A 25,132-nucleotide genomic window follows, 5' to 3' on the forward strand; every position below is an offset into this window, starting at 1 on the left:
CCGTGTCACACGCTGCGGTGGGCGCTCGTCCTAGCACCAGAGCGAGCAAGCACAGGAAAGGGACACGATATGATGAACGGCTACAGCAGGCCGGCAAGGATCTTCGTCCAGGTGGCCGTGGTGGTCGGCGCGCTGACGATGCTGGTCTTCGGCGTGTGGATGCGCATCGACCCGGCGGGCTTCGCGGTCTTCGCCCGATTCCCCAATCACGTGCACTTCCTGCACGACGCCGGGGTCTTCCAGATCGGCATTGGGCTGATGATGCTGAGCGCGCTGGTGTGGCATGACGTGTTGTCGATCGTGCTGGTCGGGTTCTTCGTCACCAACACGCTGCACGCGGTGAACCACGCGGCCGACCTGGACCTCGGCGGCAGCCCGAACAACTGGTGGCAGCTCGGTCTCGTCTCGCTGCTGGCGCTGGCCGGCCTCGTGGTGCACCGCAGGCAGCTCAGCCGCCGGTCACGGGCTCACGTGTAGCCGGGTCAGGACCAGCCCGCTCCAGTGGAGCTCAACCTCGAAGACGCCGGGAATGTCCGTGTCGATGCTCAGCGTCGGCGGTCGCCCGGCGGCGAGCTGAGCCTCGCGGTCGTAGCCGTGCACGTGCAGCGTGTCGGCGGCGATGACGGCACGCAGTCGGCGCATCACGCGCTTACCCGGCGCACGTGCCGCAGGCCGTCCCGGCAACTCGGATACTCCGGCCGGCGTCCTCCAGCAGGCGCGCCTTGCCGGGGGAGCGGGTCAGGCCAAGCACCGAATGGCCGGCGGCGAGCAGTCTCGGCACGAGTTCGCCGCCGAGGGTGCCTGTCGCTCCCACGAGCACGACCTTCATGTGCGGTCTCCTTCTGGCTGGTGGTGTGTCATCGAGCACGTTCCCTTCCCGCTGCCACGGCCGGAGTGCCTGGCCGCTCTACGATCAGACGCTGGAGCGCCGCGCACTGTGACACGGTGTTTCGCCGCAGTCGACCAGTTCCGCAAGGTGCGCAGGCTGCGTGCGGACTACATCGGTCCGTGGCTGCCGGAACCGCTGTGGACCGAGAAGAGCGCCGACGGCCGGGAGGAACGCCGTGGCGCCGCGTTACCGACGGGACAGTGGAGCTGGCCGACGCCCATCGCACCCGCCGCCGGATGCGGGCGGCCATCATCCCGTCCGGCCGGACGGCTATGTGGCCGTGCGGACCCGGTCAGGCGACGCGGTGATCGACTACCTGACGACAATCCTGGTCGCCTGAATCGGGACGAGCCGCTTCCAGCCCGCTACCGGAATGCGGGCCGGCGGCCCGCGTCGGCCCGCCCAGGTCACGACGGGCCGGGCGTTGGTGTTGAGAAGGGCGATGACCGACTCTTCGGCGACCAGGATGTCGTGTGGATCTCGGGCCTCGGTGTCCCCTCGGGATGGGCTCGTTCGTCGTTGGGGTGACAGCGAACACGGCAGAGGAGATCATCATGGAAGCGCGACTCAACACCTCCGAGAACCCGGTCACGAGCAAGCTGGCGAAGTACATCATCTCCGCGAACAAGGTCGTGCACGACTCCGCTTTGCCCGCGGTGACGCAGGAGTTGGTGGCCTTGCGTGTGAGCCAGATCAACGGCTGCGCCGCCTGCGTCGACATGCACACCAAGGACGCCGCGCACGCGGGGGAAACGTCGGTGCGGCTCAACCTGGTCGCGGTGTGGCGGGAGGCGACGGTCTTCACCGAGGCCGAGCGGGCCGCCCTGGAGCTGGCCGAGCAGGGCACGCGTATCGCGGACGCGGCCGGAGGTGTCCCCGACGAGGTCTGGGCGAACGCCGCCAAGCACTACGACGAGGCCCAACTCGGCGCCCTGCTGTCCCACATCGCCCTCATGAACACCTGGAACCGGCTGAACGTCATCACCCAGCAGCCCCCCATGGCTGACTACCAGCCGGGACAGTGGGGATAGCGGGCCGGCTATCGGAAGAGCGGGGTAGCGGCGGCGTTTCGCGCCCAAGCCGGATGAGGGACGCGCGCTCCGCAGCAGGCCTCATCCGGCCTTCCGCGGTCGACCTCATTTCCGCCGCCGTCGGCCGGTGGCTTTGGTCGGCTTGGCGGGGGCCGGGTGGGTGGTTGGGGTTTCCTACATGCACCTCTGAGGAGGGAGATCATGGACGTGTCTGATTATCGTGGCCGTCGGGCTCTGGTGGTCGGATTGGGCATCAGTGGGATCGCTGCGGCGTTGCGGCTGCGGCAGATCGGGTGGACGCCGGTCATCGTCGAGCGGAGTGCCGCGCGGCGGTCCGGTGGATACTTCATCGCGTTGTTCGGTGCCGGGCGGGCCGCCGCCGAGCGCCTGGGCATCCTCGATGGGCTGGTCGACCGGGATCCGGACGGTGCCAGCTACGACATCGACCGGGCCGGGAGGCGGCGGCCCGGGTTCAGCTTCAAGGACTTTCCCGGCCGCCCGTGGATGATGATGCGGGGAGACGTGGAGGAGGCCGGGTTCGCCGCGTTGCCGTCCGACGTCGAGATTCGGTACGCCACCGTACCGACCAGAATCGAGCAGGACGCCGAGGGGGTCGACGTGACGCTGGCCACCACCGGCGGGATGTCGGCCACCGAGCGTTTCGATCTGGTCGTCGGCGCGGACGGGCTGCGGTCCACGGTGCGGCAACTGGTGTTCGGGCCCGACGAGAAGTGTCGGCGGCGGATGAACTGCATGGCGGTCGCCTACCAACTGCCCCGTGCGCTCCCCGGTCACGAGCAGACCGACTGCGTCATCCTCATGGAGCCCGGACGGTCGATGTGGACCTTTCCGGTCAAGGATCAGCCGCCTACCGTGTTGCTGAACTACCTCACCGACGATGTGGAGGCCGAGTTCACCGGGCCGAAGGCTGACAGGGTGCGTGAGGCGTTCGGTCCAGAGCCAATGGGGCGGATTCTGGGCGCGGCGCTGGACGCGCTGGAGTCGGCCGAGCACGTGCTGTTCGACTCCGTCGAGCAGGTGCACATGGACCGCTGGCATCGCGGGCGGGTGGTGCTCGTGGGTGACGCGGCCTGGTGCGTGACCCTGTACGCGGGGATGGGCGCCTCGACCGGGATGGCCGGGGCCGATCTGCTGGGCACCATGCTGGCCCGCCACCCCCGCAGCGTCTCCAGGGCCATGGCACAGTGGGAACGGCGCCTGCGCCCGGCCATCGAAGACCTCCAGGACAACGGGATGCGGATGCGCAGCCTGTTCGTCCCGTTCAGCCGGGTGGAACTGGTTCGGCGCAGGGCGCTGATGCGGATGCTCAAGATGCCGGTGATCTCCCGGTTGTTCGTGCCGTGGCAGCGCAAGGTGGCGTTGATGAAGGAGATGGATTTCGCCCATCCCGACTTCGCCCACCCCGGTTCCGTGTGGCCGGCCCCGGCGCCCGCCTGAAAGGCGTCGCACGGAGTCAGGGGCGGGTGGGAAGTCGTTACATTGGCAATATGCGCGTGGTGTCCCTTGCGCGGCCTCTCGTTCGTCGTACTGGTGTAAGCCCCTGCCCTGGAGGTTGCGATGCAGTACGCCCTGCTGATCTACGCCGAGCCCGGCTACCTGGAGACGTCGTCGGACGAGGAGCGTGCGGCGGCGTACGCCGAGTATTTCGCGATGGCCGACGACGACCGCTACGTCAGTGCCGCGCGTTTGCAGCCCGCGGAGATGGCGACCTGCGTGCGGCTGTCCGGCGGCCGGACGCTGATGACCGACGGCCCGTTCGCCGACACCAAAGAGGTGCTGGGCGGCTTCTGCCTGATCGAGGCCGCTGACCTGGACGAAGCGCTCGAATTGGCGGCGCGCGTTCCGGCCCTGCGGTTCGGCGGCACCGTGGAGGTCAGGCCGGTGATGCGGCTCTGAGCGTGCTGGAGGAGGTGTTCCGTGATCAATGGGGCCGGGTGCTGGCCTCGCTGGTCGGGTTCCTCGGTGACTTCGACCGGGCTGAGGAGGCGGCGCAGGAGGCGTTCGCCATCGCGGCGGAGCGCTGGCCGACTTCAGGCGTGCCGGACACTCCGGGCGCGTGGCTGGTGACGACGGCCCGGAACTGGGCGATCGACCGGATCCGCCGGGAGCGCATCCTGGCTCAGAAGGTCCACCTGCTGCCGGCGCCGGAGGCCATCGTGGACGAGTTCGACGACACGCTGATCAAGGACGAGCGGCTTGAGCTGATCTTCGCCTGCTGTCATCCGGCGCTGCCGCTGGAGGGGCAGGTGGCGCTCACGCTGCGTGCTCTCGGTGGCCTCCAGACCGTGGAGATCGCCCGAGCGTTCATGGTCTCGGAGGAGACCATGAAGCGGCGCCTGACCCGTGCGAAGGCCAAGATCAAGGCGACCGGGATCCCGTTCGCGGTCCCGGGCGCGCGTCTGCTGCCCGAACGGCTCGACGCGGTGCTGGCGGTCATCTACTTGATCTACAACGAGGGCTACAGCGGCCGGGTCGATCTCGGCGCCGAAGCCATCCGGCTGGGGCAGGTGCTGGCCGGGCTGATGCCGCGGGAGCCGGAGGCGCACGGGCTGCTGGCGCTGATGATGATCCACCACGCACGGCGGCGGGCCCGGTTCTCCGGTGATGATCTCGTACTGCTCGACGATCAGGATCGGTCGTTGTGGGACCTGCGGCAGATCGCGGCGGGGCGGGCGGTGCTGGATCGGGCGATGGCGCTGGGCGGGCGCGGCGCGTACGTCGTGCAGGCCGCCATCGCCTCGCTCCAGGCGCGTGAGCGCATCGACTGGCCGCAGGTCGCCGACCTGTACCAGCGGCTGGCCGACCTGACCGGCTCGGCGGTGGTCGAGCTCAACCGCGCCGTGGCGGTCGCCCAGGCTGGCGATCCCGCCGCGGCGTTGCGTGTCGTCGATGACCTCGACCTGGACGGCTACCTGTATTTCCACTCGACGCGCGGGGAGTTGCTGCGGCGTCTGGGCCGTGACGCCGAGGCCCGGACGGCCTACCGGCGCGCCCTTGCGCTGGCCGCCTCAACCCCCGAGCGGCGACTCCTGACCCGGCGCCTCGAACAGCTTTGAGCCGGCTGTCCCCCCGGCGGCCGCTCGTTCGTCGTCTGGATATGAGCGACAACCCTGTCCGGCCTGGAGAAGCTCGTCCGGCCCAAGGACAAGCTGGCCGGCAAGTATCCGTGGACGCAAACGTTCTCTCAGACGGCCGTGCGGTCCATCGGCGTGACGGAGCTGCTAGGCACGATCGGGCTGATCGTGCCGGCCACCACCGGCATTGCACCCCTCCTGACGCCGATCGCCGCGACCGGGCTGGCGATCACGATGGTCCTGGCCGGGGCCCTGCACATCCACAGGAAGGAGCCGTCCGGGCTGATGGCCACCGCCGTCCTGTTCGTGCTCTGCGTGCTCGTCGCCTGGGGGCGGTTCGGCCCCTACGGCTGGTGACCGTGGGCCGGACCACCACTCGTACGTACGTCTCGATATGAGGAGCAACCACATGACCACCATTGAGGTCGTGAACAACAAGGCGGCGCTCCGGCGCTTCCACGACGCTGTCGGCACCGGCGACGCGGAGATCATCTCCAGGACGATCGACGAGGTCGTCCATCCGGATGTGCTGATCCGCACGCCCTTGCCCATCGCCACGGCGGGGACGCAGGCGATGAAAGAGGTGCTGGCGGTGCTCCATCGGGCCTTTCCCGACCTCAACGTGCACATCGAGGACGTGATCGCCGAGGGGGACAAGGTGGTCACCAGGAACACGGTCACCGGGACCCACCAGGGCGAGTACATGGGCATCGCGCCGACCGGCAGGTCCATCACGTACAAGGAGATCCTGATCGCCCGCTTCGCCGAAGGGCGGATCGCCGAGACCTGGGCGGTCGTGGACGTTCTCTCGCAGATGCGGCAGCTCGGGGTGATCCCGGCCCCGTAGCCCGCCCGGCGCGGCTGGCGCGGTGACGCTGGTGGCCCACCCGCGATCGCCGTCACCTCCGAACCCATCTGCACGAGGCTGTCCCTCCGGCGGTTACCCATTCGCCGCCGAATATGAGCACTTCCCCGTACCTCCTCATGGAGCTGCCATGAGCAGCATGGCCAGACATGGCCGTGACGCACGCGTGGTGCTCGCTCCCGTGCTGCACCTGTGCAGGAGCTTGCCAGGGCCGCAGTCCGCGGCCTTGTGCGGCCTTCCGCCTGTCTGACGAGGCCAGGGGTGACCGATTCCTGCTCCACCACGGCCTGATGTCCGGACAGCCCGCGCCCGGCGGGAGCGCTACGTGGGCGAGTGGATCAGCGGGTGGCCGGACGGTTTGAGGTTGGCGAAGCGGACGGCCAGCGGCCAGCCCGGTTTGGTGGCGGACAAGCTCTGGCCATGGACGGCGAGGGGCTCGGGTCACACCCGCAAAGACGCTGAAAATCAATCACAGGGCGAATGGAGCAGACGATGACGCAAACGAACGAGCTGCCGCTGCAGATGCGGCGGAACGGGTTCGACCCGGCCGAGGAACTGGGCCGGGCCCGCGACGGCGAGGGCGTGGTCCTGGTGGAGACGCCCTGGGGTCTGCCCGGGTACCTGGTCTGCCGCCACGAGGATGTCCGCCGGGTGCTTGCGGATCCGGCCCGGTTCAGCAGCGCCCTGACCCCACTCCGCGGAGCTGACGCGCTAGACCCCGATGAGCTGGCCAGGATGCGCGCCGGGCAACTGATCGGGTTGGACCCGCCCGAGCACACGCGGCTGCGCCGACTGCTCACCCCGGAGTTCACGGTAAATCGCGGGGTGAATCTTGCCGTCCCAGCCGGGACGATCTCGCTCGTCCGCGCCGATGACGTCCAGCTCGCTCACCGCGGGCCAGCCGCCGAGCCAGTGGGACAAATGGTCAACCAGCAGTCGCTCCACGCTTCCCATTATACGGTAGGGGGGTATAGTACATAGGGAGTCTTGAGGAGGACATATGCGACGTCTCGTCCCGCTTGAGCCCGCCGACGCACCGGGCAAGTCCAAGGAACTGCTGAACGACATCCTCGACAGGAGAGGCGGCGTGGGGGAGATGGTCGCCACCATGGCGCATTCGCCGGCGCTGCTTGAGGGCTACCTGAACTTTTCGCGTGCCATGAAGCGGGTCAAGCTGCCTCGTGCCCTCAGCGAGAAGGTCTCGCTCGCCGTGCAGGAGTGGATCGGATGTGGCACCTGCCTGCAGGCGCACGTCGAGGCGGGGCGAGCGGTCGGGCTCAGCGAGTCCGACATCGCGCTGGCCCGGCAGGGCACGTCCACCGACGCCAGAGAGGCGGCGCTGATCGCCGTTGCCGTACGGGTGCTGGCGGAGCCGTCCTCCATCACTGATGCGGATGTCGCCGATCTCCGGGCACATGGCTGGAGTGACCGCGTTATCGCAGAGATCGTCGGCGTGGTCACCCTCAATCTGCTGACCGGGGCCTTCAACCTCCTGGCCGGCCTGCAACCAGCGAACTGAGCGGTGGCACGATGCCCTGCGTCCACCTTCTGAGGAACCGCGGGAACGCCGTGTCGTCCGTGGCACGTCTCGCGCGTGGTTCATTGGCTGTCGTCGGAGCACAACCGTACGACTGCGTCGGCGACGTGTTCCGCGCTGCCGCACGGCGCCCCCGCTATGGCGCTGACCCCGATGCCGGGCCCGGCGACGATGGCGGTGCGACCGCTCAACGCTGTTCGCGTCACGTTGATCTCGTCCTTGTCCGCGCGGCTGTCCGGTGTTCGGCGGTAGGAGAGCCATGGCTGTAGCCGCATCGGTGAAGTCGCCGGTTCCGGCGCCTCGTGCCCGCGTCTTCGCAGGTGCCGGCGCTTCTCACGCTCGGCGTGTGCTGGGCAGGGACGACGAGCTCCGGCTGCTCGAGTCGTTGCTCCTGCACGCCGCCCAGGGCCGCGGCGGCGGGGTGATCCTGCAGGGCGAGCCCGGCATCGGCAAGAGCGTACTGCTGTCCTGCGCCGAGGAACGGGCCGCCGGTTTCCGGGTGCTGCGCGCGGTCGGTGCCGAGCCGGAGTCCGACCTCGCCTACGCGACGTTGCACCAGCTCCTGCTGCCCGTGCTCGGCCAGGTCGACGGGCTGCCAGGCCCGCAGGCGGAGGTCCTGGACGTGCTGTTCGGGCGCACGCACGGAGCACCACCCGATCCGTTCCTGGTCGCCCTGTCGACCCTGTCGGTGCTGTCCCTGCTGGCCGGCGACCAGCCGGTGCTGTGCGTCGTCGACGACGCACACTGGGCGGATCAGCCGACGCTGAAGACCCTGGCATTCGTCGCCCGCCGCCTGACCGACGAGCCCGTCGTGCTGCTGCTCGCCGCACGGGCCGACGAAGGTCACGGTGCCGATCTGCCCGACCTGCGCCGCGTCCCGCTCATGGGCCTGGACCGGGAATCGGCCAAGGCCCTGCTCGGCGAGCGACGGCTGACCGGGAGCGAGCAGAACCGCCTGCTGGCCGTCACCGGCGGCAACCCGTTGGCCCTGATCGAGCTTGCCGGCCGGCCGTTACTCCCGGAGGGCACGCTTGAGCCGCCGACATTGCATGACGAGCTGCGTCGGGCGTTTCTGGCGAAGGTCCGGGCGCGGCACGGCGGATTGTTGCCGCTGCTGCAGCTGATCGCCGCTGACGGCTCGGGCAGTCTCGATGGCTTCGAGCGGGCCGCCGCGTCGCTGCACCTGGACACCGGCCCGCTGCACCGCGCCGAGCTCGACGAGCTGCTGTCCTACGACGGGACGCGGCTGGTGTTCCGGCACCCGCTGATCCGGTCCGCGATCTATCACAGCGCCACCGCCGAGCGGCGGGTGGCGATCCACCGCGCTCTCGCCGCGGCTTTCGGCGGTCCGGCCGACCAGCATCGCCGTGCCTGGCACCTTGGGCAGGCCGCGGTCGGCCCCGACGAGCAGGCCGCTGAGCAGCTCGAACGCTCGGCCGAGCAGGTGGCCTCGCGCGGTGGCCCGGCCGCGGCCATGGCCGCGCTGTCGCGTGCGGCCGAGCTCACCGCGGACGGCCGGCGCCGGGGACGGCGGCTGTGGACCGCCGCGCACGCCGCCCTGCACGGCGGGTTCACCACGAGGGCCGTGGAGCTGCTCGACCGCGCCGAGCGCGAACCCCTCCTGGACGAAGCGGACCGCATTCCGCTGGCGGTGATGCAGGCCATCGTGGCCGAGTTCGCCAGCTCTCCCGAGGACGCGCTGGGCCTCATCCGGCCGTGGATTCCGCACGTACTGCGCCTTGACCGGCGTCGTTTCGCCCCGACCGTCGCGATGTACGCCGACCTCGGCACCCGCGCCCGCCGCTCTGATGTCTGGGCCGACCTCGCCGGCTGGCTCCAGGGGATTCCGCTGGCGCCGGACGATCCGGAGGACGCGGCGCTGCTGCTCCTGCGCCACGCCGGCCAGGCCCGCGCCGGTCAGGACCCCGCGACCGTGCGATGGGATGGCGCCGCGCTCGATGCGCTCACCGATCCGATCCTGATGACCATGGCCGGCGCCGTGGCACGCGGGCTCGGTGACCACTCGCTGGGCAGGCGCCTGTACCGCGATGCCGGGCAGCTCGCGCGTGTCGGCGGGTCACTCGGCGCGTTGGCGTGGAATCTGGAGTATCAGGCCGCTGACGAGCTCGCGCGTGGCAGGCTCGGGCTCGCCGAGGCCCACGCGGAGGAGGGCTACCAGTTCGCCGTCGAGGTCGGCCAGCCGAGCACGGCCTGCCGCAACCGTGGGCTGCTCGCCCTGTGCGCGGCCATGCGCGGCCGGCCGGACGCCGCCGAGCTGGCCGCCGGCGTGCTGGCCGAGGCGAGTGAGCGCAGGCTGCCCGATGCGATCGTCTATGCCTGGAGGGCGCTCGGCCTGGTCGAGCTGGCCGCCGGCAGGTACCACGAAGCCGTACGGCACCTTGAGGTGGCCGGCGACCGGGACGCCGGCGCGCCCGCCGACCTGGCCATGGGAGTTGTCCCCGACCTCATCGAGGCCCTGGTCCGTGCCGACGAGCGCGACCGGGCCGCCTCTGCCGCGGCGCGCTACGACCAGTGGAGACGGCACACTGCCTCACCCGAGCTGGCCGCCCTCGGTGCTCGCTGCCGGGCGCTGCTGTCCATCGGCGGCGCCGCCGAGGCGCAGTTCGCGGAGAGCCTGCGCGTCGGATCCGACTTCTCGCTGGAGCACGCCAGGACGCAACTGCTGCTCGGCGAGCAACTGCGCAGGAACCGGCAGCGTTCGCAGGCCCGGCAGCACCTGCGCGCCGCGGCCGAGACGTTCCGCCGCCTCGGCGCGCTCGCCTGGGAGGATCGGGTGCTGGGCGAGCTGCGCGCCGCCGGGGAGTCGGCGCGGCCCCGTGACACGGGCGCCTTGAGCACGCTCACCCCGCAGGAGCTGCGCATCACCCTGGCCGTCGGCGAAGGACTGACGAACAAGGAGATCGCCGCCCAGCTCTTCCTTAGCCCGCGAACCGTCGACTACCACCTGCGCAAGGTGTTCCAGAAGGCCGACGTCACCTCGCGCGCCGGGCTCATGCGGCTGGTTCTCGCCGAGCGCTCGAACTGACACGGACCTGCCCGGATCCGCGAGTACTGGCGAGTTCACTGATTCGGCGATCGCCCAGGCCTTCCTAACGTTGGCGCAATCACGTCCGGGCGGTCTGAAATGCCCGCCGGACCACTTCCGACCGAAGGAACGCCCTCATGTCATCCGTGGACATCGACGACGGCCGACGCGCCGGGCTCAGGCAATGGGCGGGGCTGGTGGTGTTGGTCCTGCCTGCCCTGTTGCTGTTCATGATGCTCACCATCCTGTTCCTGGCCATCCCCCAGCTGGCTGCGGACCTGAAGCCGAGCAGCACCCAAACGCTGTGGATCATCGACATCTACGGCTTCCTGATGGCCGGTCTCCTGGTCACCATGGGCACCCTGGGAGACCGCATCGGCCACCGTCGGCTGCTGATTTCCGGCGCCGCCGTCTTCGCCGTCGTGTCGATGATCGCCGCCAACGCCTCCGACCCCGCTTTGATGATCGTGTGGCGAGCGCTGCTGGGCGTCGCCGCAGCCACCCAGATGCCCGCCACCCTCGGCCTGATCTTCAGCACGTTCGCCGATCCCCGGCAACGTGGCATCGCGGTCGGCGTCTGGTCGGGCGGCATCTCCGTTGGCACCGGTCTCGGCCCGGTGATCGGCGGAGCGTTGCTGGAGGCGTTCTCCTGGCGCGCGGCCTTCCTGGTCGCGGTGCCCATCATGGCCATTGTGGCGATCGGCGCTCCGCTGCTGCTGCCCAACCCCCGAAACCCGGCAGTCGGCCGCCTGGACCTGTTCAGCGTGCTGCTGTCGCTGGCGACCCTGCTGCCGATCGTCTACGGCGTCAAAGAACTGGCCAGGCCGGACTCGCTCCTGCCCGCACTGGCCGGGATCGCAGCCGGGCTGGCGTTCGGCGCCTGGTTCCTCGTCCGCCAGCTACGCCTGCCCGAGCCGCTGCTCGACGTGCGGCTGTTCGCCAACCGCGCGGTCAGCGGCGCGCTGGGCGTCTTTCTGCTCGCCGCGATCGCACTCGGTGGCATCTACCTGCTGTTCACTCAGTACCTGCAGCTTGTCGAGGGGCTCTCGCCGCTGCGGGCAGGGCTTTGGGTGCTGCCGGGGGCGGCCCTGCTGGTGGTGGCCTCCACGCTCTCACCCGTCCTGGTCCGGCGCATCCGCCCCGCTCACCTGATCGCGGCCGGGCTGGTCGTACAGGTGATCGGTTACCTGATGCTCACCCAGGTCGATGTCGCGGGTGGGCTGCCGCTGCTGGTCGCGGGCTTCATGGTGCTCTATCCCGCCGTCGCGCCGTCCATGGCGCTGACCACCAACCTCGTGGTCGGCTCGGTGCCGCCACAGAAGGCGGGGGCGGCGTCCGGGCTGGCCACCACCTGCAGCGACCTGGGCATCTCGCTCGGCATCGCTGTCATCGGCAGCATCGGCGCCGTCGTCTACCGGGCCCAGACCGGCACCGCGCTGCCCAGTGGCCTGCCGCCTGAGGTGGCCGCGGCCAGTCGCGACAGCCTCGGCGGGGCGGTGTCGGCGGCCCAGGGGCTCCCGGCCGACATGGCCGCGGCGGTGCTGGCACCGGCCCGTGAGGCGTTCGCCGGTGGGCTCAACGTGGCGGCCGTCGTCGCGGCGGTCATCGCGGCTGGAGCCGCGATCCTGGCGCTCCTCCAGCTCCGTCACATCCCACGCAGCGGCTGAGAGAGGTACCCATCATGGTGTCGATCCGTCGTGCGACGGCCGCTGACGCGGCGACCGTTCACGCGTTGATGTGCGAACTCGCCGCGCATCAGGGCCAGCGGTCCACGGTCGGCGTGAGTGTCGAACGCATGCGAGAGCTGCTCGCGCGCCCCGAGATCACCTATCTGATCGCGGAGCGGAACGGGCGGGAGATCGGCTACGTGTCCTGGCTCGTGCGGGTCAGCCTGTGGTCGGGCGGTGACTATCTCGCGCTGGACGACCTCTTCGTATCCGACGGGCACCGCGGCCACGGAGTGGGGGAGCGGCTGATGTCCGCGGTTGCCGAGGCTGCGGACGGCCGGGTGATCCGCTGGGAGGTCGCCGCGGCGAATGTGGCGGCACAGCGCTTCTACCAGCGCATCGGCGCCAGCCTGATCTCCAAGATAATCTGCCGGTGGCAAGTCGAGCCCGGCGCCGCCGCGGAGTCGTGAAGGAGCCAGAGCGGGCAGATGCGTCCCGCGAGAGATGAAGACGCGCAGGATCGCCAGGATCTGGTACGAGGGCTGGGACGACGGGCACCGAGGCAACGTCCCCGATGCCCTCGCGGCGGCCCGGACCTCGGAATCGTTCAGCGAACGCGTGGAGCAGCGGATCGCCGATACGGTCGTTGCCACCGTCGAGGAGGCCGTGGCCGGGTTCGTCATGGCGGTTGAGGACGAGGTGGAGCAGGTCTACGTCGCCAGGCAGCACTGCGGCACCGACGTTGCGACTGCCCTGCTCGCCGAGGCCGAATGCATAATCACGGCGAACGGTCATGAGCCGGGCCTGGCTGGCGGTCGTCCCGGGTGACAGCCGCGCCCGCCGGTTCTACGAGCGGAACGGCTGGGTCGACGAGCCTGCCCTGCAAATTGCCCAGCTGTCCCGATCTTCACCTATGCGTTGCGGTACACCTCGAAACCGGCATTCGCGATCTCGCGGAGATAGACCTCGGTGCTGGCCAGAAGTTCCATCTGCTTGCGGCTGGCTTTGGCCCTGCTCATGCAGGGCTGCCTGCTAAACCCCACTCGAGACACTAGGGCTCGCTACCTGCCTTCAGGGCCAGGTCGGCGATCAACTCGGCAAGTACGAGCTCCTCCTCGACCCGTACGCCGCGTTGCTCCATCGCGATGCCCAGCTCCGGATCCCAGGGGGTTGGGCGCACCTGCCCTGACAGCGGCGCCGACGAGGGCACGGCTTGATAGGAGGCGGTATCGAAGCGCCACGGCAGGAACCCGATCCGCTCGTGGACCGCGGCGGCGATGGCGATTCCGCCCCAGTCGAAGTCCCCGTGGTAGGCGAACGTCGCGCCGCCGGCCGCGAGAAGGTCCAGCAGCCGCCAGACGGCCGCCGACGGCCAGCCGCCGCCGCATATCAGGGGCGGGCAGGAAGCTCCGAGTTCGTCGGCCGCTGCGGCGACCACGATCGGGTTCTCGCAGATCCTGACCAGGTCTGCGCGCAGCCGTGCTTCGTGGCGGCGGAGTTGACGCAGGGTCAGCACGCACGGTTCGCCCGCCGCTCTGGCGGCGCTCAGCATGCGGCCGGTGGGGGAGCGGTCGTCACCTGGCAGCCCCAGGCAGAGGACGAGGGAGGACAGATCGTCGAGGTGCACACCGACAGCGGCCCACGCCGAGCGGCGGGCGTCCGCGCCGCCTTCGCCCGCGTACGGCAGATCGGACAGGGCGCGTGCCGCGGACACGGCGAGGGTCGCCAGCGGGCGTCCTTCGTCCAGAGCGTGTGCGTCTCCGCAGGTCTCGGCGGCGAGCAGGCCGAGGGGCGTACCCGGAGACGGCAGCCGCTTCAGCACGGTGCTCAGCCGGTCGAGCAGGGTACATGCCTCTCCGGCCGTGCTGGCGAGCCTTCTGACCAGGCCGGTGGACTCCAGCCACGATCGCCACCCGGACAGCTCGGGCCGGTCGGCGATGAGAGCGTCGAGCCTGGCGAAGGCCCCTTCCCAGGCCGCCGCTTGCGTGGCCTTCTCTCCGGCCTGGTCCCGGATCGGGCCGCGCAGTCGTGCGACGGCTTCGCGCAGCCCGCCTGCGGTGACGCCGCCCGCTCGCAGGATGCGGTCCACCTCGTCCAAGGAGACCGACAGGGAAGAGCCGGCTCCCGAACGGCGGCCGAGCAGCGCCTCGGCCGCGCGACGCTGCGCGGAAGTCGCGGTCGTGAGCGTCACCGTCCCGGTCAGCGACTTGCCCTGTTCCAGGCGGCGGCGTGCCCGATCGATCAGCCAGGCGATCTCGTCACCGCCGAGCAGCCGTACCAACCGCTCATCCTGGACGCTCATGCGAACAGGCCGTCCTGTGCCACGGCCACGTCGGGGGCCAGCATCGCGGTGACCGGGCGCTCAGCTCGCCGCCGCTCGCGCCCGTCCCAACGCCACGGGGTGACCAGCACCGCGTCCACGCCGTCTCGACGGGACAGCTGGCAGATCGCAAGCCCCGGAACCTGCGGGTAGCAACCCCATTCGCGCTCGCTCGTCATCACCACGTCCATGTCGAACGTGGCCAGCAGGCCCAGGCATTTGGCGCGCGAGTCGTCGTCGACGCCCGCGAACGCCTCGTCCAGGGCGACCAGCCGAGGAGCATACGGGTTGCCCGCCGATTTGTAGTGAGCCGACGCGGCGGCGAACAGCGGTACCGACGCCGCGAGCACTCTCTCACCACCGGAGGCCGGTCCGGTGGCGGCCCGCCATTGCCCATCCTGCAGCCGCTGGATCGCGAACTCGTGCCACACGCGGTAGTCCAAGGCCCGGGTCAGCGCTTCCATCCATCCGGCGGCAGGGTTGTCGGCGTGCTCGCGGGCGATCCTGTCCTGAAGGAATGCGCCCACGGCCGACCGGTCGGCGACGGACCAGGCGTCCACCATCTGCCGGAGCTTGTCGCGGACCTGCGCCAGCCCTTCAGGAGCGTTCCTGGCGATCTTCCAGACCAGACGCAGGCGCATGCCGGTAGAGGTGGGGCGGGACTCCAGCTCGGTGTTCATCTCCCGGACCTCGGACTCGGCCGCGGCGATCAGTTCGTGCAACGTTCCGGCGACCTCGTTGAGTAGGTGGTTCTCCAGGATCTCGCGTTCCTTGGCCGACAGGAGCCGGGCCCTGTGCCCGGTCTCTTCCGACAGCGCTTCGGCGAGGCCGGGAACGTCCCTGCTGCGGGCCTGGAACAGCACGTCCACGATCATGGCGCCGTCCCGCAGGGTCAGTCCGACCGAGTGCCCGTGTCTGGCCATGGCGTCCGACAGCAGCTTGTGCTCCTCGGCCACCTTCTTCTGCACCCGGTCCCAGGGGCCGTCGCCGTCGTCCACGCCGTCGAGCTCGGCGTTGACCGTCCTGGCCAGAAGCACCGTGGGGGTGGCCGCCCACTGGCCGTCCGTGTCGGGCACGTCCAGAGCGGGGAGCGCGACGTGCAGCAGTCCCGTGGCGGCGAACGCCTGGAACTCCCGTACGGCGGTGTCGCGTGCCGTGGTCGCCTCGTCGATCTGGCTGCCCAGGGCGTCGCGTACGCCCTCAGCCTTGCCTCGTTCCTGCAGGGCCGCCTGTTCCCTGCGGCGGGTCTCGCCCTCGGCTGATGTGCGTACGCGTAGTTCTCGCTCCACCAGGTCGAGCCGGCGGAACAGCTCCTCGACCGCGGCGCCGGCGGTTTCCACCAGTGCGCGGTAGGTCTCTGCCGCGGCGTCCGCCTCGCCGCGTGCCGCCACCGCGGGCTCGGCCGCGTCGTCGAGCCGGCGCCGGGTTCGTTCGAGGTCGTCGGCGGCTTCGTGGGCGGCCTCGTGCGCGGCTCGCCGCGCCTGTTCGGCGGGCCAGAACCGGGCCAGTGCCAGCCGATAGCCGGCGACTCCGCTCTTGACCTCGGCCAAGGCCTGAGGCTCGGCAGGCAGGCCGACGTCGCCGGCGAACTCGGCGGCTCGGTTGTCGGCGGCCTCCAGCTCGCTCTGCCGCTGGAGCGCCACCTCTGTCGCGGCGGTGTGCTGGGCGTCGAGTTCGCGCCGGCGTTCGTGCTCGGCGGCGAGCTTGACGTGGGCCTCGCGCAGCGGAGCGTCCGGAGGCAGCGCCCGATGCTCGGCCGCGAGCCTCTCGCGCCGGGCGGCGAGCGCGTCAAGGTCGGTCCCGAGGCGATGGATCCGCTGGGCGACATGGTCCAGCTCCGCTCGGAGAGTCGCCAGCCGGGCACGCCGCGCCGCTTCTCGCGCGCCCTCGCCGATGTAGTGGGCGTCGTTCTTGCGCCATGAGCCTGCCAGCACGCCGTTGGCCCACCGTCCGTCCACGGCCACCCACGTCCCACCGCCCTGGCCGAGCGCGATGCTCTTGAGCACGGTCTCGACGGCGGCGTCGGACAGGGCCGCGGCCTGCGGGTCGGCGCGGTCGAGGGCAGGACGCAGGACGGCGGAGCACGACGGCCCGGCCGGCGGCTCGCCGGTCATGATGAAGGTGTCGTCCTCGGCAAGCAGCCGCCCGTCGGGCGTGACCCACGCGTCCAGGATGCCCGCGGCCTCCAGAGCGGCCTCCAGCCCGGCTCTATGCGCGGCCGGCACTGCCTCAGCGAAGTCCACCACCTTCCACAGCGGGCCGCCAGGACGGCCGAGCCGGGCGTCTGAGGCGCGCATGTGCGGGGTGGGCGGAGCGTCGTGACCGCCCGCCTCCAGCCGAGCCGTCTCCTCCGTCAGGGATGCGGCGGCCCGCCTCGCTTCGCGCAGCTCCGCCTCCAGTTCGGCGCCCAAGCGGCCGAGGGCGTCGGTGGCGTTCCTGGACGCGTCGTCGACCGCCGTCGCGGCTGGGTTGGGACCATCGACCGAGACGGCCCAGCCCTCCAGCGTCGTGAGCACCTCGTCAGGGTCGTCCAGCCGCAGCTCGGTCAGGCCGGCCAGGTACAGGGCATACCCGTGGAGCAGCCCGGCCGTGGCCGCACCGGTGGCCTGCTCGGCGGCTTCGATGCGCTCGGCGGCGGACTGCAGCTCGCCGGTCAGCCGGTCCACTTCCATACGGGCCGCGGCGAGCCGGGACCGAGCTTGCCGAACGGTGTCGATGAGCCGCTCCAGCTCGTTGATCGCCTGCTCCTGGCGGTCCGCCAGCGTCTCGGCCTCCCGCCGGGCCCTGGCCTGCTCCAACGGCTCGCCGAGTGCGTGCCAGTCGATGATGGCGAGGTGCCCGACCTCGAACTCCGCCGCGCGGGCGGCCGCGAGCGCGGACTCCCTGGCCTGGTCCAGCTCCCGGTCCGCTTCCTCGGCCTTGCCGAGAGCGGTGCTCGCCCGCTGCTCTCGGCGCTGGGTCTCGCCGGTGAGGCGGTCGCGCTCCTGCTCGCACCGGCGCGCGTGGGAGTCCAGCCGGCCGGCTTCCTCTCCCATGTGTTTGAGCCGCTCGGCGTCACGCATCTCGGGGCTCTGCCGCAGCGCCTCCTTGCGGGCCTCCAGGAGGTTCCGCTGGGCTGCCAGCTCCTCCAGCACCTGCTGGGCCGCGGCCAACTCCGCCTCCGCGGCCGCGTGACGGGCCTCGGCTTCGCCGAGGTCGCGGCCCAGGTGCTCGTACCGGCTCTGCGCCAGGCGGGGGACGGCAGCCTTGCGCTTGGCCGCGATCGCGGCGTACCGGCGGTAGTGGACGAGGAAATCGGCCGCCGCCCTACGCGCCTCCTCCAGCCCGCGCAGCGCGTCTCGCTCCTCGTCAAGGCCGCGGAACGCCTCGGCGACCGTGGCGATCAGAGTGGGGCTGAGCGGCGGCAGCGCTTCGGTGAGGGCCCGCGACAGGAGCTTCTCGTCGGGCTTCTTGGACAACTGGGGCTGCCGCAGCTGAATGAGGAGGTTCACCAGCGCCTCGTAGCGGTGCTCGCCGAGCCCGAACAGCGCTTCGTCCACCGCCCTGCGGTAATCGGCAGCCCGGTCGTAGACCATGCCGTGGCCCTCGATCGCCTCACGCAGCTTCTCCCTGGTGAGCACCACTCCAGTGGAGGTGAGCAGATGGAGATCGCGGCCGATGCGCTGGGGAGTGACGAAGAACCAGTGCCGAACGATGCCGCGGTCCTTAACCGCCTTCAGTCCGCAGCCGATCGTACGGAACTCCTCGCTCCCGTCGGCGGCGCGGCGGCCGAACTCCATCCACGCGTACCCCAGCCGCTCGGGGTGCGGGTGCTTGCCGCCCAGCAGCAAATTCCACTCCATGCGCTTCTGCCGGTCGCCATCGGGTTCGACCCGGTGCGGGGCGAGCTCGCCGTCGAGCAGGAACGGCAGCGTCAGGGCCAGCACCTTGGACTTGCCCGTGCCGTTGTTGCCGCGCAGCAGCAGGCGGCCGTCGTGGAAATGGAACTCCTCCACATCGTAGTAGAACATGTCGACAAGTCCGGCACGCAGCGGCTTCCAGCGCTCGGAGGTCGGAGAAGGCGGCATCACTGTCCTTTGACGACGGGTTCGTCCAGCGCGTAACGGGCAATGGCGGGCAGCCCCACGGCCGCGTCCGCCGTGACGTGGACCAGCCGCAGCGCCGTGAGCTTGCCCAGGGCCGTGGCCAGCAGCCCGTCCTCGGCACCCGGCTCGGTCACGCCCTTGCGCCAGAACGACGCATGGTCACGGGCGGCCTGCCGGACGAATGCCCTCAGATCATCCAAACTTGATGCCCCGCGGGTGGCGAGGTGCTCGGCCACCAGCAGCGTCACGTGGCCGTCAGTGCGCTGTTCGGGCATGCGCACGTCGGTCAGTTCGTCGTCGGGATCCACCATCGCGATGCCCTCCGCGCGTACTTCTGCCACCAACCCGGTGGCTTCCACGATCCGGCGGGTGATCGCGTGCCGTTGGGAGGTCAGGTAGGCACGCTCTGCCTCATCCAAGTCGGCGAAGTAGATCACCGGGTCCTCCAGCAGCCTGCGGGTCAGCTTGCGGCGAAGTGCCTGGTTGCGCAGGTCGTCGGTGTCGGGGACAGGCTCGGTGGTGAGCTCGGCCAGCCGTTCCTCGAACGACTCCACGATGATCGTCGATGGGCCTCGCGTGCCGGTGAGCAACGCGGCCAGTACCGGCCTGCGCACGTCGTACAGCACGTCACCGGTCGAGGCCAGATATGCCTCCTCATCACCCACGACTCGGCGCAGCACGCCCCAGCCGAGCAGCGTGCGCACCACGGTCACCAGATCGGCCCGCTCGGCACGGCTGTCGAGGGTGAAGAGGAAGTCCAGTTCGGGCTCCGCCGCCGCCGACAGCACCTCCTCGGCCAGGCGGCCGAGCGTGGTCTGCGTGTCGGCCCGCTCCAACACGGCCAGCGCCAGGCACAACAGGACGTAGCGGCGCCTGCCGTACGGTTCCCCCGCTTTGCCTCTGGCGGGGTGGGTGGCGTCGGACGTGTCCGCGACGCCCTTGAACAGCCGCGCGGTGCCCGAATCCACCGTCAGCCGCCAGCCGGTCTCCCGGGTGAGCCACTCGCGCAGCTCGGTCAGATGGCGGCGGACCAGCCCCAGCGCCTCCGCGTCGTCCTCGGCCGTCAGCAGTGGTCTGGCCAACAGCGCGCGCAGCGCGGCGCGCCGCTGCGCCAGTTCCTCCTCGGGCGTCATCGGACCACCGTAAGATCGGAGATCTCCACCACGTGCTCAGGTCCAGTGAAAACGCCGTCCTCGGTGTGGATCTCGACCTCGCCGCCATCGGGGACAAGGGTGAGCCGCACCTCCATCGAGCCGTCGCCCGTCACCGTCTTCACTTCCCTCTCCCCGGGCCGCCGGGCCGCCAGCGCGTCACCCAGCAGCCCCAGGAACAGCCGGAACGCCCGCAGGTCCAGCACGTTCAGCTCCGAAAGCAGCACCGGCCCGTTCGTGCGGAGCCGGGCCCGGGCCGCAGCGGTCTCGGCCGCCTCCCGCTCGGCCTGCTCCATCAGCAGCCTGCGCGCCTGGCTGCGGTCGGCCACTTTGTTGGGCTTGCCGCGCCGCTCGTAGGAGCCGGTACGCCGGAGCTGGGGAGAGATCCTGATCGGGGGTGTGTCCTGCCAGGAAGTCCCGGCTCCGACCTCCCGCCACTCGTCCAGGGTGGCGGCGGTGACCGTCAGGTGGCGGGCCGGGGTCAAGCCGAAGGCCGCCCGCCACAAGCGGTGCATCGCCGCTTCGTCGGGCGCCTCGGCGAACCAGCGAGCCAGAGCACGGAAGTCCGCGGATCGGTCGGAGCGCCCGGACCTCCGCTCGTTGAGCAGCCCGACCGCGTCGATGAGCTGCTTGATCGCCGTGATCGCCGCCTGGCGCAGCAACCGCGCCTGTGACGGTCGGCCCACATCCGTGGAGACGAACCAGTCCCGAAGTCCTCGCCAGCGGTTCAGCCACGAGGAGTACGCCGCCTCCTCGGCCCTCCCGTACGCGTCCGCGGCTTCCTGCCAGCCGGGCACCGCGTCGGCGGCCTCCCGGCGCGCGGCCAGTCTCAGCAGCTCCTCATGTCGGCACGTCTCCAGCCGGGCCAGCAGGGTCGTTATCCGCGCGCCGGAGTTGGCCAGGTCGGAGATGAACCGGTTGATGTACTCGATCAGCCGCTCCTTGTAGGCGACGAACCCCGCCACGTCGCCGTCGGAGAAATCGATCGCCCGGCGCAGCGAGGCCATGAACGCCTGGGCGTTGTCCGCCAGCGACGAGAACCGCTCGGCGAGGGAAAGCAGGAGCAGATGAACCCTGGCCGGGTCCGGATCCTGCTCCTGAGCCAGAAGGGCCAGCGCCTGCAGTTGTTCGGCGATGTCGCCCAGAGCCACCGACTGCAGCACCCCACGCCGCCCGATCGCCTCCTCGTAGAAGTCGATCGCCTGCTCGGCCGCCTGCCCCGCAGGGGTGAGCTGGAACAGGAACCGCTTGCGGTGGAAATCCTCCACAGAGGTGACTCTGCCGGTGTCCGCGTCGGCCCGCAGGTTGCCCCACTCCCGCAGCTTCTCCAGGGCTTGCGCGAGCGCATCGTCGTTGTCCCGCCGCAACTCCGCCGCCACGTCCTCCGGCCGCAGGTGCACGATGAAACGTTCCTTCGCCCGGGCGAAGACGCGCAGGATCTCCCGATAGAGGGCAGCGTTGGGAGCGCTTAGGTGAGCGAAAGGCTGATGCTCTTGGGACGGGAAGACCATGGTGCCAGTTTTCCTGACTGGAGAGAGTACCGTGGCCGCATTGGTGCCAGATGTTCACAGATAGTTGGAGAACCTCGCCGCACTGTTCGGCGATTCGGTGCATCAGGGTGTGCGCTGCGCGCCGGCGGCGGGTTTGTCAGCGGCTGGCGGATCCGTCGATCTGCTCGCGGAGGATGTCGGGCGGTAGTCGGCGAGCACGCCGTCGATGGTGTCTTCCACGGACGGTCGCATGGTGGCTCGCCAGTCGCCGATGTCCTCGCCGAGGAAGTAGAACCGTTCGACGAACGCCAGATGCTTGAGCAGCCCGAGAAGGTTGGCACCCGAGGATACTCCGTCCGTTCGGACCTGCGGTTCTGGTACCCCGCGCGGTCAGGTCGACGCCTGCTGGCCGGGCGAGATGAAGATCGACCTGAAGGTGCATCTAACCTGACTGGTGGGGACGCGGTCTGATCGGCCGGCAACAGGGGGCCGATCGACCGGGCCGCATCATGTGCGCCACCAGCCCCGGCGGCAGGCTCCGCCGGCCGACAACGAAGATCACCGAGACCAGGCCGAACAGCACCGCCGAGGAGATCGCGTACTGCACGGAGTCGTGAGCGCCGAGCACGCCGTGGTACACGCCCATCACCACGCTGCTGAACACCACCTGGAGCCAGGTCGGTACGCCGGCCCGGCGCAGTGCTCCAGTAGGAACCCGCGCACCACGTCACGCCCAAGATGTGCACGTGTCGAGTGCGAACCACCATCACGAACAACACGTAGAGGCGCTTCAGGAAGATCGTGTCAACGTTGAAGAGTGCGCCACGAGGCGGGCTGCCGGTGGGCGGTTCGGGCGGACGGAGGAGGTGGCCGACCTGGCTATGGCGGTGCTGCGCTACGGCTACCTCACCAACCGGGGTGCTCAGCCTGGACGGCGGCGCCTACCCGCGTTGAGCCGCCGGCTCAACGGAGAGGTAGCGCCCATGTGGCAGATGAGGGGCGTTCCCCGTTCGTCGCGGCAGAGGGCCATCCGAGGCTCCGCCAGGACGATCACATGATCGCCGGCGGTCACGGTACCGAGGTAGTCAGGGATGCCGGCCTCCCTGAGGATGGCAATCGATCGGGTGTGTACGGCGATGGCGTCTGCGAAGTGTCCAGCCCGCTGGTAGGTCAACCCCAGGTGTACGAGCATCGCTCCATAGGTCAGGCGGTTGCCCGACCCGTCGACGCGGGCGAGGGCGAGCAGATGGTCGGCGATGGCCTCCTCGTGGCGACCCGCGATCCTGTAGGCGACTCCGATGTGATCGAGCAACGCCACCTCGTGGCTGGTGCCTTCAGCCCGTTGGAAGGTGGTTCGGGACCTGTGCAGGAAACTGATGGCGTCGTCCGGGCGTCCCATGTAGAACTGCGCCCAGCGCTGATCTGGCAGATCCGCACTGCGCCGGATCCGCCCGCGGTCAGGGGCCCGTATGCACGGGTCACCTCGGCCGTCCGGCCGGTGAAGGGAGGCCAGGTCGGTGGGCAGTTCCGCGGGCCGGGCGCGACGGGCACGCCCTCCGGCTCCTCCATCGGGTGGCCCTTGTGATCGATGACGGCGGTGAGACTGCCTTCCGTGTCGGCGAGCCGTCTTCCTCCGCAGCGGATGCTCGCTGGTAAGCAGGAGGAGCTCGGCGAGCGCCTCGTGATGTCGGCCTAGCCGGACGTCGATCGCGATGCGCTCCTCGAGGGTGCTCAGCCACCCTTCCTCCAGCGCCTGTCAAAACAGGTCACTCGCCTGGGCGGGATCGCTCGCGTGCGCGCGGGCCACCAGCTCGCGAAAGCGCGACAGGTCTACCCGTGCAGGGGGAGGGACAGCCGGTCTCGGCGGCGAGATAGGCAGCTCGGTCTCCGGCTGCCGGGCAAGCAACCGCCGCAGCCTGGACACGTACCCCTGAATGGCGTTGCGCGCCGAGATCGGCGGCTCCTGCTCCCAGACTGCCCTCATCAGCCGATCGAGCGGAACCGTCTGGCCTAGGTTCAGCCGCAACATCGCCAGCACTGAGCGCTGCTGCGGAGTAGTGGGGCCGAGGAAGTCGTCACCCACCCAGAACCCGACGGGCCTCAGCAGGCGGAACTCCATGCCATTCGGCTGGTGCACCTCCGAGGATCGGTCCACCTCGTCGGTGCCGGCCGGGCGCACCATCTCCCTCCCCTCTCGTAGGCATGCAGGTCTTTCAGCGCCGTTTCAACGCGATTTCAGCGTCGTCGTCCATCGTTGGGTTCGGGCCGCAAATCTGTGGGACCCCACTGGGAAGGACCGATGGGCAGCAACCTGAACAGCTCCGTCGTCAGCGCGACGCTCACACCTGGATACGGGAAGGGGAGCCTGTCCATCACACCCTCGATCAGCACGTACTGCGAGGAGAGGGGGCCGTCCGTACCAGGATGCGCATCGCGAGGACAGGTCCGGCACCCGCTTACATCGTTCGCTTCCCTTAGCGTGGACGAAGACGGAAGGCTGAGCGTCTCCCGCATCTAAGCACTGAGCCGCAACCTGCCCTCATCACTAGGCGGCCCTGTGGCCTCCGCTCGTCATGAGAGGTCCATGACGGCACGTCATAGCTAACCCCGAGCAAGCCCAACCCGCCGGCCAGGGTCACCTTGGACGCGTCCCGGAATATTCCTCGGACTGACCGCCCAGGTCATACAGGATCGACGGGCTCACATTAACCGTGTCACCACCCACAAAGGAGCTATAGGTACCTATGCGACACAAACTGCTCCAGAGATTTGCCTGTTTCGCCACCGCGCTGGCGCTCAGCGGCGGCCTTGTGGCGGCCACGTCGGCTCCGGCCTTTGCCGCCGGATGTTCCGGTACCCACCTGGACAACTGGTCCATTAGGGGTGGATATATCGCTGTCTACTACAACTCCTCCACCGGAAGGAACTGCGCGATGACCTTCACCAACAGCCCTGGCAAAGTGCAGTACATGATGGTCTCCATCTCCACCTCCGGTGCCTCCGACAGGGACGCCGGCAACTTCACGACCTACGCCGGGCCGGTAAGCGTATACGCCAAGGGCAAGTGCATCAGTCTCCAGGGCCAGGTCGGCAGCAACAATCCCACCGAGGGCATCACCGACGTCTACTGCGGCTGACCGTACGAAGAATGGCGAGGCGTGACAGACGAGTCGGCATTTTCTGAGGATGAACTGGACCAACTGCTGCAGGCGCCGAGACAGGTGGCGTGGGCAGCGATGCAGGCCGAAGGCGATGGCGTCGTCGGGATGGCCAAAGAGGTCTACGCGAAGCGACACCTCGATGAGTCGCGCGTCGGTCTCAACGGTTGGCGAGGTCGACTGCGGAGGGAAGCCGGCATCCTGCCTGCCCTTCAGGGAAGGCCATGGACACGCCTACTTTACCGTTCCTGTGATTTGCTACCACCAACACTTCTGCGCCGTCTTGCAGGCGGACGATCCTGTGCGGAAGAGGGGTGCTGTGCGACGGGATCGCGGACACGCCGACACGGTGCCTGTGCCGAGAGTTCCCCGCATTGAGCATGGCGTGCTCAAATGAGGCTGACTCGGCCCGGCATGCCGCCTCTAGCTGTATTGATCAATCCTGTCGACCAGCCTGATGTCGCCGTCCAGGCTATTGAGCGCGTCGCCTCGCAGGCCGCATGCCAAGCGAATGGTGGGTGACCGGCCGATCGCACCGGTCGTCACGCTTTGATCACGGCGCTGGCCGCAGTGGCAGCGTCGCCGGGGTGAGACGCGGCATCCCCGCCATCATCGCCATTCCGCACGCAACAAGATCTTGGCGGGGATGCCCGTACTGCCTCAAAAGTCATCGCAGGCGGTGCCAGGCCGCTCGCCGAAGCCGAACTTGGGCCGATCGCGCCTGCGCTGGCACGGTCGTTGCCGTCCAAACTGCGTGCTCACCAGTTGGTCACGCCGGCACCCTCCTGGTGTGGCACC

The 25,132-nt window shown here is 69.7% G+C and carries 24 protein-coding genes and 1 pseudogene; 13 read left to right on the forward strand and 12 right to left on the reverse strand.

The window, feature by feature from the left end; genetic code table 11:
* Positions 1–69: 69 nt before the first annotated feature.
* Positions 70–477 carry a hypothetical protein gene (locus tag ABZS69_RS35500; protein ID WP_355379771.1) on the forward strand — a complete coding sequence of 136 codons (408 nt, stop codon included), beginning with the start codon at positions 70–72 and terminating at the stop codon, positions 475–477.
* On the opposite strand, the gene ABZS69_RS35505 is transcribed toward ABZS69_RS35500, so the two are convergent.
* Together ABZS69_RS35505 and ABZS69_RS35510 are read right to left on the reverse strand one after the other, a co-directional pair.
* On the reverse strand, positions 460–642 hold the full coding sequence (locus tag ABZS69_RS35505) for a hypothetical protein (RefSeq protein ID WP_355379772.1): 183 nt from the start codon (positions 640–642) through the stop codon (positions 460–462). The genes ABZS69_RS35500 and ABZS69_RS35505 overlap by 18 nt on opposite strands.
* Before the next feature lie 7 nt (positions 643–649).
* Positions 650–829 (reverse strand): NAD-dependent epimerase/dehydratase family protein, encoded by a 180-nt coding sequence (locus ABZS69_RS35510; protein ID WP_355379773.1) that lies wholly within the window; start codon positions 827–829, stop codon positions 650–652.
* 614 nt (positions 830–1,443) lie between these two features.
* On the opposite strand from ABZS69_RS35510, the gene ABZS69_RS35515 reads away from it, so the two are divergent.
* The 6 genes from ABZS69_RS35515 to ABZS69_RS35540 all read left to right on the forward strand — a co-directional run bounded on the left by ABZS69_RS35515 (position 1,444) and on the right by ABZS69_RS35540 (position 5,862).
* Entirely contained in the window at positions 1,444–1,920 is a 477-nt protein-coding gene (locus ABZS69_RS35515; protein WP_355379774.1) for a carboxymuconolactone decarboxylase family protein, read from the forward strand.
* Between the two features lie 201 nt (positions 1,921–2,121).
* Positions 2,122–3,378, forward strand: a complete 1,257-nt coding sequence (locus tag ABZS69_RS35520) for an FAD-dependent monooxygenase (RefSeq protein WP_355379775.1) — start codon at positions 2,122–2,124, stop codon at positions 3,376–3,378.
* Between the two features lie 120 nt (positions 3,379–3,498).
* Positions 3,499–3,837 carry a YciI family protein gene (locus ABZS69_RS35525; RefSeq protein ID WP_355379776.1) on the forward strand — a complete coding sequence of 113 codons (339 nt, stop codon included), beginning with the start codon at positions 3,499–3,501 and terminating at the stop codon, positions 3,835–3,837.
* A gap of 14 nt (positions 3,838–3,851) precedes the next feature.
* Positions 3,852–4,997 (forward strand): sigma-70 family RNA polymerase sigma factor, encoded by a 1,146-nt coding sequence (locus tag ABZS69_RS35530; protein WP_355379777.1) that lies wholly within the window; start codon positions 3,852–3,854, stop codon positions 4,995–4,997.
* Between the two features lie 63 nt (positions 4,998–5,060).
* Positions 5,061–5,372 carry a DoxX family protein gene (locus ABZS69_RS35535; protein ID WP_355380002.1) on the forward strand — a complete coding sequence of 104 codons (312 nt, stop codon included), beginning with the start codon at positions 5,061–5,063 and terminating at the stop codon, positions 5,370–5,372.
* Between the two features lie 52 nt (positions 5,373–5,424).
* Positions 5,425–5,862, forward strand: coding sequence for an ester cyclase (locus ABZS69_RS35540; protein ID WP_355379778.1), 438 nt, complete (start codon positions 5,425–5,427; stop codon positions 5,860–5,862).
* 729 nt (positions 5,863–6,591) lie between these two features.
* On the opposite strand, the gene ABZS69_RS35545 is transcribed toward ABZS69_RS35540, so the two are convergent.
* On the reverse strand, positions 6,592–6,825 hold the full coding sequence (locus tag ABZS69_RS35545; protein ID WP_355379779.1) for a hypothetical protein: 234 nt from the start codon (positions 6,823–6,825) through the stop codon (positions 6,592–6,594).
* A gap of 55 nt (positions 6,826–6,880) precedes the next feature.
* On the opposite strand from ABZS69_RS35545, the gene ABZS69_RS35550 reads away from it, so the two are divergent.
* Positions 6,881–7,399, forward strand: a complete 519-nt coding sequence (locus tag ABZS69_RS35550; RefSeq protein ID WP_355379780.1) for a carboxymuconolactone decarboxylase family protein — start codon at positions 6,881–6,883, stop codon at positions 7,397–7,399.
* 80 nt (positions 7,400–7,479) lie between these two features.
* On the opposite strand, the gene ABZS69_RS35555 is transcribed toward ABZS69_RS35550, so the two are convergent.
* Positions 7,480–7,692: a hypothetical protein gene (locus tag ABZS69_RS35555; protein WP_355379781.1), complete on the reverse strand. Its 213-nt coding sequence runs from the start codon at positions 7,690–7,692 to the stop codon at positions 7,480–7,482.
* Positions 7,693–7,763: 71 nt separating this feature from the next.
* Between ABZS69_RS35555 and ABZS69_RS35560 the strand changes: the two genes are divergently transcribed.
* The 4 genes from ABZS69_RS35560 (at position 7,764) to ABZS69_RS35575 (ending at position 12,958) form a co-directional block, all read left to right on the forward strand.
* Complete coding sequence (locus tag ABZS69_RS35560; RefSeq protein ID WP_355379782.1) at positions 7,764–10,463, forward strand: AAA family ATPase; 2,700 nt, start codon at positions 7,764–7,766, stop codon at positions 10,461–10,463.
* 137 nt (positions 10,464–10,600) lie between these two features.
* Entirely contained in the window at positions 10,601–12,130 is a 1,530-nt protein-coding gene (locus ABZS69_RS35565; protein ID WP_355379783.1) for an MFS transporter, read from the forward strand.
* Positions 12,131–12,144: 14 nt separating this feature from the next.
* Positions 12,145–12,600: a GNAT family N-acetyltransferase gene (locus ABZS69_RS35570; protein WP_355379784.1), complete on the forward strand. Its 456-nt coding sequence runs from the start codon at positions 12,145–12,147 to the stop codon at positions 12,598–12,600.
* A 34-nt stretch (positions 12,601–12,634) separates the two neighbouring features.
* Positions 12,635–12,958 carry a hypothetical protein gene (locus tag ABZS69_RS35575; RefSeq protein ID WP_355379785.1) on the forward strand — a complete coding sequence of 108 codons (324 nt, stop codon included), beginning with the start codon at positions 12,635–12,637 and terminating at the stop codon, positions 12,956–12,958.
* A 223-nt stretch (positions 12,959–13,181) separates the two neighbouring features.
* Here ABZS69_RS35575 and ABZS69_RS35580 read toward each other — a convergent pair whose 3' ends face one another.
* The 8 genes and pseudogenes from ABZS69_RS35580 to ABZS69_RS35615 all read right to left on the reverse strand — a co-directional run bounded on the left by ABZS69_RS35580 (position 13,182) and on the right by ABZS69_RS35615 (position 23,358).
* Positions 13,182–14,432 carry a TIGR02679 family protein gene (locus tag ABZS69_RS35580; protein WP_355379786.1) on the reverse strand — a complete coding sequence of 417 codons (1,251 nt, stop codon included), beginning with the start codon at positions 14,430–14,432 and terminating at the stop codon, positions 13,182–13,184.
* Entirely contained in the window at positions 14,429–18,517 is a 4,089-nt protein-coding gene (locus ABZS69_RS35585; protein WP_355379787.1) for a TIGR02680 family protein, read from the reverse strand. Before ABZS69_RS35585 ends, ABZS69_RS35580 begins: the two co-directional genes overlap by 4 nt.
* On the reverse strand, positions 18,517–19,668 hold the full coding sequence (locus ABZS69_RS35590) for a TIGR02678 family protein (protein WP_355379788.1): 1,152 nt from the start codon (positions 19,666–19,668) through the stop codon (positions 18,517–18,519). Before ABZS69_RS35590 ends, ABZS69_RS35585 begins: the two co-directional genes overlap by 1 nt.
* Positions 19,665–21,197: a TIGR02677 family protein gene (locus tag ABZS69_RS35595; protein ID WP_355379789.1), complete on the reverse strand. Its 1,533-nt coding sequence runs from the start codon at positions 21,195–21,197 to the stop codon at positions 19,665–19,667. Before ABZS69_RS35595 ends, ABZS69_RS35590 begins: the two co-directional genes overlap by 4 nt.
* A gap of 102 nt (positions 21,198–21,299) precedes the next feature.
* Positions 21,300–21,551: pseudogene (locus tag ABZS69_RS35600) on the reverse strand (DUF664 domain-containing protein); the annotation flags it as partial.
* Positions 21,552–21,618: 67 nt separating this feature from the next.
* Positions 21,619–21,876 carry a hypothetical protein gene (locus tag ABZS69_RS35605; RefSeq protein ID WP_355380003.1) on the reverse strand — a complete coding sequence of 86 codons (258 nt, stop codon included), beginning with the start codon at positions 21,874–21,876 and terminating at the stop codon, positions 21,619–21,621.
* Between the two features lie 222 nt (positions 21,877–22,098).
* Positions 22,099–22,926, reverse strand: a complete 828-nt coding sequence (locus ABZS69_RS35610) for a tetratricopeptide repeat protein (RefSeq protein ID WP_355380005.1) — start codon at positions 22,924–22,926, stop codon at positions 22,099–22,101.
* 6 nt (positions 22,927–22,932) lie between these two features.
* A complete protein-coding gene (locus ABZS69_RS35615; protein ID WP_355379790.1) occupies positions 22,933–23,358 on the reverse strand; it encodes a helix-turn-helix domain-containing protein in 426 nt (141 codons plus the stop codon).
* A gap of 562 nt (positions 23,359–23,920) precedes the next feature.
* Between ABZS69_RS35615 and ABZS69_RS35620 the strand changes: the two genes are divergently transcribed.
* Positions 23,921–24,313 (forward strand): hypothetical protein, encoded by a 393-nt coding sequence (locus ABZS69_RS35620; protein ID WP_355379791.1) that lies wholly within the window; start codon positions 23,921–23,923, stop codon positions 24,311–24,313.
* The last annotated feature ends 819 nt before the right edge of the window (positions 24,314–25,132 follow it).

The sequence above is a fragment of the Nonomuraea sp. NPDC005650 genome, assembly GCF_040605375.1.
Classification (GTDB): domain Bacteria; phylum Actinomycetota; class Actinomycetes; order Streptosporangiales; family Streptosporangiaceae; genus Nonomuraea.